This window comes from Sphingomonas sp. 10B4 (assembly GCF_035019905.1).
GTDB lineage: Bacteria > Pseudomonadota > Alphaproteobacteria > Sphingomonadales > Sphingomonadaceae > Sphingomonas > Sphingomonas glacialis.
The window spans coordinates 1-7,436 of sequence record NZ_JASJVC010000109.1; the positions used below are offsets into that span (position 1 = coordinate 1).

Annotated in this window: 8 protein-coding genes and 1 tRNA gene; 3 read left to right on the plus strand and 6 right to left on the minus strand. The window is 66.0% G+C overall.

Annotated elements, in window-relative coordinates:
* Positions 1–85 precede the first annotated feature (85 nt).
* Both QN347_RS18210 and QN347_RS18215 read left to right on the plus strand, forming a co-directional pair.
* Positions 86–958, plus strand: coding sequence for a hypothetical protein (locus QN347_RS18210; protein WP_322160340.1), 873 nt, complete (start codon positions 86–88; stop codon positions 956–958).
* 131 nt (positions 959–1,089) lie between these two features.
* Entirely contained in the window at positions 1,090–1,293 is a 204-nt protein-coding gene (locus QN347_RS18215) for a hypothetical protein (protein WP_323494290.1), read from the plus strand.
* A 376-nt stretch (positions 1,294–1,669) separates the two neighbouring features.
* On the opposite strand, the gene QN347_RS18220 is transcribed toward QN347_RS18215, so the two are convergent.
* Positions 1,670–1,746, minus strand: a tRNA-Arg gene (locus QN347_RS18220).
* Positions 1,747–1,826: 80 nt separating this feature from the next.
* Between QN347_RS18220 and QN347_RS18225 the strand changes: the two genes are divergently transcribed.
* A complete protein-coding gene (locus QN347_RS18225; RefSeq protein ID WP_322160336.1) occupies positions 1,827–2,591 on the plus strand; it encodes a queuosine precursor transporter in 765 nt (254 codons plus the stop codon).
* Between the two features lie 129 nt (positions 2,592–2,720).
* On the opposite strand, the gene purQ is transcribed toward QN347_RS18225, so the two are convergent.
* The 5 genes from purQ to kynU form a co-directional block, all read right to left on the minus strand.
* Positions 2,721–3,392: a phosphoribosylformylglycinamidine synthase subunit PurQ gene (gene purQ / locus QN347_RS18230; RefSeq protein WP_322160334.1), complete on the minus strand. Its 672-nt coding sequence runs from the start codon at positions 3,390–3,392 to the stop codon at positions 2,721–2,723.
* Positions 3,389–3,619 (minus strand): phosphoribosylformylglycinamidine synthase subunit PurS, encoded by a 231-nt coding sequence (gene purS / locus QN347_RS18235; RefSeq protein WP_010185224.1) that lies wholly within the window; start codon positions 3,617–3,619, stop codon positions 3,389–3,391. Before purS ends, purQ begins: the two co-directional genes overlap by 4 nt.
* A gap of 81 nt (positions 3,620–3,700) precedes the next feature.
* The gene (locus tag QN347_RS18240) at positions 3,701–5,353 is read right to left on the minus strand and encodes a hypothetical protein (protein WP_322160332.1); all 1,653 of its coding nucleotides are present in this window, start codon (positions 5,351–5,353) and stop codon (positions 3,701–3,703) included.
* A gap of 6 nt (positions 5,354–5,359) precedes the next feature.
* Entirely contained in the window at positions 5,360–6,139 is a 780-nt protein-coding gene (gene purC / locus QN347_RS18245; RefSeq protein ID WP_133189851.1) for a phosphoribosylaminoimidazolesuccinocarboxamide synthase, read from the minus strand.
* Between the two features lie 114 nt (positions 6,140–6,253).
* The gene (gene kynU / locus QN347_RS18250) at positions 6,254–7,432 is read right to left on the minus strand and encodes a kynureninase (RefSeq protein WP_323494291.1); all 1,179 of its coding nucleotides are present in this window, start codon (positions 7,430–7,432) and stop codon (positions 6,254–6,256) included.
* Positions 7,433–7,436 lie beyond the last annotated feature (4 nt).

A 7,436-nucleotide genomic window follows, 5' to 3' on the forward strand; every position in this document is an offset into this window, starting at 1 on the left:
CGTCTGGACCGCCGACCCCGATAAAATCATCGCCGCGGTCAGACGCGGGCACCAAGTGTTAGATTCGGACCACTAGGACGTGGCCATGAACAAGACACCCATCAGAACAAAATTCGTGAAGCGACTGGTTCTTATCAACGATCAGCTCTGTTTCGCGGCGCTGGGCGGACACGAACTCGGTATGACGCTATCCGCACTCGCAGGCGCGTCTCCTGACGGGTTCACTACGAGCGTGTTCCCCGCCAATCCTTATGCACGCCGCATCTATCGCCAGATGAAGGATCTTCCTGCGTTCGCGATGGCCTCGGAGCAGATCGAACTGCAGATGGGCGTCGTGACCGGCGTCGAGCACGCGCTCGCCTATGTCGAGGAAATCGAGAGTTTTCGTGCGGTCGTGCACGCGAGCCCAGCCGATGGCATCGCCGTGAAGGCAGCCGAGGACCAGCTTCTGGCGAAAATGACGGAGTGGTCGACCTCGGCGCCCGTGACTGGAAATTACCGGACGCTTGGATATCTCCGTTTGCTACGAAACCACTACGCCCATGTGAACGAAGAGCCCACGTCCGCGTTCGCGGCATACCTTGCGAACCACTCCCACCACCTCCAACGGTTTTGGACAAACGGCATCACAGATCTTGGTGGTGTTCAGTTCCGGACGTTGCCTGACGGGCCACTAACGCCCGACAACGCATTCGCGCTGATGAACGTTTTGCGCGTGATGATCGAAAAGATCGACCAAGAGTTCGTGGCTACGCTAACGCTGGCCGACGTGATCTGGGTGGTTGCCGCGGAGGTGTTCGACCGCGTCAAGGGGAATGACCGCAACCCGGAGCCTTTTGCCCGAAAGGTCCGAGCGGCGCTTCGGGAAGGATACGGCGAGAAATTCGCCACGATGCTCGTTCGCCGAGGTATCGACGGCTACCTGAGTCATAGGGAAGATCAGCGCACCGGTGGGTGATGCTCCCAAAGCACCGGAGAATGTCGTGCCGCTGCCGGTTGCTTCGCATCCAAAGATATCGACTTTCGCACCACCGGTGTGAGATCCTGCGTCTGACGGAGATTTTGCCGTCCAACGATAGGAGGCATCCAGTGCCCTATATGATACATCCGCACGTCACCAATCAGCGCTCGGTCGTCGAGAACGGGACGACTGTTCTCACAGCCGACACGACGGTCGTACTCGACTGTCGCGACAAGGCTTTCAGCCGTTGCGCCCGAGAAAAGCTTGAGCGTGAGCAGGTACGCGTCAGCCGTCGCTTCGGCTTCGGCGAGGTTCGCCTCAGCCAGATCTGATCTGGCGTATCGGATTGGCGCCCGGAGCTTCGGTTCCGGGCGCCTTTTTTCTCTCTACAGTCCACGACTGGCCTTGTTAGGCCGGGTTGATGTTCTGCAGCATGATGCTGCCGAGGGCACGAAGCACCTCCGCGATCGCCGGCTTGCGCGATACCGTTGTCATGGGCGAAGTCGCAAATGCGGGCGTTGGGTTAGCCATGGCTCAAGTGCGGGCATGGAGGTGACATCAGGCGGCGGCGGGCCCGTTAAGCCTGGTATTTCAACGGCCCGACTGAAAAAGCTGGGACTGACGGCAGGCTCGCTATGCGTGTCTGCGGCTGTCCAAGAGCATCGCTGTGCATCAGCGGCGCACGGTAATTGCAACCGGACAAGGCATTGGCGCGCCCGGAGGGAGTCGAACCCCCGACCGAGGAGGTAGAAGCTCCTTGCTCTATCCAACTGAGCTACGGGCGCGCACTGGCTTCGCCATTAGCGCGGATTGCGTGCGCGCGAAACCGGCTTCATAGCTTGGTTCGATCAGGGAGCGAAACGACATGGACGGTTTGAAGACGATCACCGCGGAGCAGACGCGCGGTCGCGAATTCCGCTATTTCGATTTCGTCATGGTCGCCTTCGTCGTCGTCCTGTTGCTGTCGAACGTCGTCGGTGCGGGGAAACGCTCGGTGATCGACTTGCCGTGGATCGGGCCCTGGCCGTTCGGCGCGGGAATCCTGTTCTTCCCGGTCAGCTATGTGATCGGCGACATCCTGACCGAGGTGTACGGCTATGCCCGCGCGCGGCGCTGCGTGTGGGCGGGGTTCGGCGCGCTGATCTTCCTCGCGCTGATGGAGCAGATCGTCGTCGCGTTGCCGTCGGCGGCGGCATGGAACGGGCAGGCGGCGTACGAATATGTCTTTGGTCGCTCGATCTTCGTCGATCCTGCCGCGGCGACCGGCTTGCGCATCATCCTCGCCTCGGTGACGGCCTTCTGGGTCGGCGAATTCGCCAACAGCTTCGTGCTCGCCAAGCTCAAGATCCTGACCGAGGGCCGGATGCTGTGGACGCGGACGATCGGTTCGACCGTCGTGGCGCAGGGGTTCGACAGCTTGATCTTCTACCCGCTCGCCTTCTACGGCGCGCCCGATTGGCCGGTCGAGGCGATGCTCGCGGTGATGGTCAGCCAGTTCTTGTTGAAGGTGTCGTGGGAGGTGCTGCTGACGCCGTTCACCTATCTCGTGGTGAACTTCCTCAAGCGTGGCGAGGGGGTCGACGTGTACGACCGCGGGACCGACTTCTCGCCGTTCCGCGCGCGGGTGTAGCGGCCGCTTCGGTTTTGCCCCAACTCGTCACCCCGGCCCTGTGCCGGGGCCCACCGTGCCGCGTTCGCAACGGGCGCAGCACGCGCGTCCCGGTGGACCCCGGGACAAGCCCGGGGTGACGACGGTTTGTTACGCCCCGACCGCCTCGAACAGGCCCTCGAACATGCGCCGGCCGTCGTCGCCGCCATGCGCCGCGGTTTCGATCCTCCGCTCGGGGTGCGGCATCAGGCCGAGCACGTTGCCCGCCGGGCTGAGCACGCCGGCGATGCCGCGCGCCGAGCCGTTGACCGGCCCCGCATAGCGGAACGCGACACGGCCTTCGCCCTCCAGCCGGTCGAGCGTTTCCGCGTCGGCCGAGTAATTGCCGTCGTGATGCGCGACCGGATAGACGATCTGCTCGCCCGCGGCGTAGCGGCTGGTGAAGACGCTCTGGCTGGTGCCGACCGTCAGCGCGACGTCGCGGCAGACGAAATCGAGCCCGGCATTGCGCATCAGCGCGCCCGGCAGCAGGCCGGCCTCGGTCAGGATCTGGAAGCCGTTGCAAATGCCGAGCACGGGCACGCCGCGCCCCGCCGCGTCGCTCACCGCGCGCATGATTGGCGATCGCGCGCCGATCGCGCCCGAGCGGAGATAGTCGCCGTACGAAAAGCCGCCGGGAATCGCGATGAGGCCGACGCCGTCGGGCAGTTCGGTCTCGGCGTGCCACACCATCGTCGGCGCGGTGCCGCCGATCTGCTCGAGCGCGGTCGCGATGTCGCGGTCGCAGTTCGAGCCGGGGAAGACGAGGACTGCGGTCTTCATACGCGCTCGACCCGATAGTTTTCGATGACGGTGTTGGCGAGCAGCTCGCGGCACATCGCGTCGACGCGCTCGTCGGTGGTGTCGTCGGCGACGTCGAGTTCGATCAGCTTGCCCGCGCGGACATCGTTGACGCCGGCGAAACCGAGGGTGCCGAGCGCCTTGTGGATCGCGCGGCCCTGCGGATCGAGCACGCCGGGCTTCAGCGTGACGAAAATGCGGAGCTTCATGGGGCTTGTCCTGGCTACGACGGTTGAGCGCGCAAGCCTATGGCGACCCGCGGCCCGTGTCGCAAGCTTTACGCGCGCGGCTCACTCGGCCTTGGGCACCACCGCCGCGCCGCCGAACCAATGCGGCAGGCCGATCGTCGTCGCGATGCCGTAGCGGGCGAGCGCGGGCTTGGGCCACGGGCCGGTCAGATAGAGCGGCGCGAAGCCGCCATCATCTTTCCCTGCGAGCAAGGCGCGGACATGCGCGTCACCCAGCCAGCGTTCGTCGCCGGTGAAGGCGCGGCGCAGCGCGACGGCATGGACTCGGCCGGACACCAGGATCTGGTGATAGTCGAACGAATTGCGCAGCTCGCCGGTCGTGTCGGCCATCCAGGCGGTGGCGAAATAGGTCGGGATCCATTCCGCCGCGTTGGGGGCGGGGAAGATCACCATCCGCGCGGGCTCGCTCGGTCTGACGCGGACGGGCTCGAGCCGGATCGTCAGCGCGAGCAGTACCGGCACGAGCGCGACCAGCAGGATCGGGCGGCGGCGCGCGTCGAGCAGGAAGCGCAGCGCGAACAGGCCGAACAGCGGCAACACCCATTTGAAATAGTGCAGATTGTTGAAGCGCCACAGGCCGGTCGGCAGCAGATCGACATACGCCAGCATCAGCACGCCGTAGATTACCCCCGCAGCGGCGACGGTGAGCGTCACGGGCCGTCGCGCAGGCGGCGTCGCGAGGCACGCCGCGATCAGCCCCGCGCCGCCGAGCAGCAGCCACGGCGCATATTCGAGCAACCCCATCCCCTCGCCGAACCAGCCGCGCGGGTCGACCAGTACGACATACGCCTTCCAGCCAAGCCAGGCGAAGGTGAAGCCGTATTGCGCCGAATAGAGCATGTAGGGGCTGGGGGCGGGGCCATAGATTGCGATGTAGAGCGTGGCGAGGAGCGCAAAGGCGAGCGCGAAGCTGCCGATCGCGATACCAGCGGCGCGCCCGTCGCGCGCACGGTAGAGCGCTGCCGCCGCCGAGAGCGCGATGATCGCGCCGATGATCGCATCGCCGGGCCGAGCGAACGGGATCAGCCCGAGCGTGATGCCGATGATGCTCGCGGGCCAGCGGGATGTGGTGGTGGGGCTGTCCCCTTCTCCTGCACCCCGGCGAAGGCCGCGGCCCAGGAGCGCGCGGGCCGTAGGCTCGGGCAGCGCTTCGTTAGCCGCTGCATCGCGACTGGGCCCCGGCCTTCGCCGGGGTACGGACATGCGTGGATCCGCCCACAACCGCGCCATCGCGCCGAGCGCGAGCCACAGCAAGGCCGCCGAGGGTGTCGTCGTCCAGGGCTCGATCCACAGCTTGGCGATGCCGAATTGGGCGAGCGTCGTCGCGGCGAACAGCAGTGCCGCCCCCGCGCCGGGCACGCCGAATGCACGCGCAACGCTCCGGAACCCGGCGAAGGCGAGCAGATAGCAGGCGAGATCGACGAAGAAGAAGGGCTGGCTCGGCCACGCCTGCAGGAACGGCATGCCGAGCAGCGGGTAGAGCAGCGGATAATAATGGACGGCAGGATCGAAGTTCCCCGCCGCCAGCGCGCTCGCCGAGCGCACATACAACGCCTGGTCCTGCCAGTCGTGCCAGTAGAGCAGAGAAGGGTCGCGCAAGCCGGGAAGCCCGACCACGCGCCACACCGTCAACAGATACGCCAGCGCGAGCGCCGCGAACGGCCAGGCCGCCCGCGCCAGCGCTCGCGCTTGCATTGGGGCTTACTTGCCCTTGTTCAAACGATGCTGCTCGAGATCGAGCACCGCACCGTCGGTCTCCTCGGTCAGCAGGCCCAGGCGGCGCGCGACTTCCTGATACGCTTCCACTTCACCGCCGAGATCGCGACGGAAGCGATCCTTGTCGAGCTTCTCGTTGGTCGTCATGTCCCACAAACGACAGCCATCGGGGCTGATCTCGTCGGCGAGCAGGATGCGCGGATAGTCGTTGTCCCACACGCGCCCGAATTCGAGCTTGAAGTCGACGAGACGGATGCCGATCCCGGCGAACAGCCCGCACAGGAAATCGTTGATGCGGATCGCGAGGTCGGCGATGTCGTGCATCTCCTCCTGGCCCGCCCAGCCGAACGCGGCGATATGCTCGTCGGTGATCATCGGATCGCCGAGCGCATCGTCCTTGTAATAATATTCGATGATCGTGCGCGGCAGCTGCGTGCCTTCTTCGATCCCGAGGCGAGTCGAGATCGAGCCCGCCGCGACGTTGCGCACGACGACTTCGATCGGGATGATCTCGACCTGGCGGATCAACTGCTCGCGCATGTTGAGCCGGCGGATGAAGTGCGTCGGCACGCCGATCAGCCCGAGCAACGTGAAGATGTGCTCGGAAATCCGGTTGTTGAGCACGCCCTTGCCGCTGATCGTGCCCTTTTTCTGGGCGTTGAAAGCGGTGGCGTCATCCTTGAAATATTGGATCAGCGTACCCGGCTCGGGACCCTCGTAAAGGATCTTGGCCTTGCCTTCGTAGATCTGGCGGCGGCGTGCCATGTGCGCGGAAACCCTTAAATGAAGCGGCCCCGGCAACGCGATCGCGGGCCGGGGCGGGAAGAGCAGCGGCTATACCGGATGCATGCCGGGGGTGCAATCAGCTTGGCGCGGGCGTCAAGTGACCGCGTTGCGCGTGGCGAACGCCGGATCGGCGTAGCTGCCGTCGCCGAGGATTTCGCCGAGTATCGCGCCCGCGCGGACCACGTCTTCGAAGCCGAGATACAGCGGCGTCAGCCCGAAGCGCAGGATGTCGGGATCGCGGAAATCGCCGATCACGCCGCGCGCGATCAACGCTTGGCACAGCGCATAGGCTTGCGGGTGGCGGAAGCTGATATGGCTGCCGCGCGCGCTCGGGTCGGCGGGTGACACGCATTCGAGGCCGAGGTTTGCCCCGATCGCGGCGAGCGCGTCGAACAGGGCGGCGCTCTTGGCGGCGACCTGCTGCTGGTCGACGTCGCGCCACAGGTCGATCCCGGCCTCGAGCCCGGCCATCGCCAGCATCGAGGGGGTTCCGGCGAGCCAGCGCTTGATGCCGGGGGCGGGGCTGTAGGCGTCGCCGAACTCGAACGGCGCGGCATGGCCCATCCAGCCCGAGAGCGGGCTGGCGAGCTGCTCCTGCAACCGGCGCGAGACGAACAGGAAGGCCGGCGCGCCGGGGCCGCCGTTGAGATATTTGTAGCCGCAGCCGATCGCGAGATCGGCGCCCGCGCCGCCCAGGTCGAGCGGGATCGCGCCGACGCTGTGGCTGAGGTCCCACAGAGCGAGCGCGCCGGCGTCGTGCGCGCGGGTGGTCCAGGCCGCCATGTCGAATCGCTCGGCGGTCTTGTAGTGGACGTGGGTGAGCATCAGCAGCGCAGTATCGCCGTCGATCGCTCTGGCGAGATCGGCACGTGCGACCGCGTTGAGGAGCGCGCCGGGGACGCAGCCGGCCGCGCCCTCGGCGATGTGGAGGTCGGTCGGGAAATTGCCCGTCTCGCTGACGATCGTCGTGCGGGGTGCTGCGTGGCGGAGTGCGGCGACGAGCAGCTTGAACAGGTTGACCGAGGTCGAATCGGCGACGATGACTTCGTCGGGCTCGGCGCCTATGAGCGCGGCGATCTTGCCGCCGATGCGCTGCGGCGCGTCGATCCAGCCTTCGTTCCAGCTGCGGATCAGCCGCTCGCCCCATTGTCGCTCCGCCATGTCGGCGAGTGCGGGCGCGGTGGCGCGGGGGAGCGGGCCGAGCGAGTTGCCGTCGAGGTAGATCACACCTGCGGGGAGCGCGAAGCGGTCGCGATACTGTCTCTTATACACATCT

What these genes read in the sequence shown, in the direction of transcription:
- QN347_RS18210 (WP_322160340.1), top strand. Translation starts at nt 86, where the DNA reads ATGAACAAGACACCCATCAGAACAAAATTCGTGAAGCGACTGGTTCTT.
- QN347_RS18225 (WP_322160336.1), top strand. Translation starts at nt 1,827, where the DNA reads ATGGACGGTTTGAAGACGATCACCGCGGAGCAGACGCGCGGTCGCGAA.
- purQ (WP_322160334.1), bottom strand. Translation starts at nt 3,392, where the DNA reads ATGAAGACCGCAGTCCTCGTCTTCCCCGGCTCGAACTGCGACCGCGAC.
- purS (WP_010185224.1), bottom strand. Translation starts at nt 3,619, where the DNA reads ATGAAGCTCCGCATTTTCGTCACGCTGAAGCCCGGCGTGCTCGATCCG.
- QN347_RS18240 (WP_322160332.1), bottom strand. Translation starts at nt 5,353, where the DNA reads ATGCAAGCGCGAGCGCTGGCGCGGGCGGCCTGGCCGTTCGCGGCGCTC.
- purC (WP_133189851.1), bottom strand. Translation starts at nt 6,139, where the DNA reads ATGGCACGCCGCCGCCAGATCTACGAAGGCAAGGCCAAGATCCTTTAC.